The following is a 447-nucleotide window of genomic DNA, read 5'->3' as shown; positions in this document are numbered from 1 at the left end:
GGATGATGAACTGGTCGATCTTCGCGCCGTGATGCATGTCGCCCAAAAGGTGCGGAGCGGTTTTGGGACAACGACATGCATAAAAATCAAGGAAGCGTTTTAGCCTTTCGCGATCCGGAATAGCGCCAGATAAGAAAATCCCGCACCGTCTTCGAGACGGCGCGGGATTTTTTGTCAACAAACTAGCTCAGGTGGCTGAAAGGCTTAGAAAAAGCCCTTCCGCTGCCACCATCCGCCGCGTTTCGGCTTGTCGTCGGTCTTGTCGTCGGTCTTGTCCTCGGCCTTGGCCGCGGGTTCTTCCGCTACAGTCGAAGACACCACCGGCTCGACCGGCGCATTCACCGCCGCCGGCTTGCGTCGCGACGGGCGGGCCTTCGGTGCCTTCTCGACAGCCGCTGCTTCGTCGGACGCCGTGGCCGGCGTCTCGACCGGTGCTTCCGCCTCGGC

Annotated in this window: 1 protein-coding gene; it reads right to left on the bottom strand. The window is 60.9% G+C overall.

All coding sequences use genetic code 11. The features are described 5' to 3' along the window. Positions 1-204: 204 nt before the first annotated feature. The coding region (locus EN969_RS34905; RefSeq protein ID WP_164758835.1) for a hypothetical protein at positions 205-447 on the bottom strand (243 nt) is incomplete at its 5' end.

Origin of the sequence: Mesorhizobium sp. M7A.F.Ca.CA.003.01.2.1 (assembly GCF_003998945.1) — a bacterium.
Lineage (GTDB): Bacteria > Pseudomonadota > Alphaproteobacteria > Rhizobiales > Rhizobiaceae > Mesorhizobium > Mesorhizobium ciceri.
The sequence above is the reverse complement of the archived record's forward strand: the minus strand, read 5'-3'. Positions and strand labels throughout refer to the sequence as shown.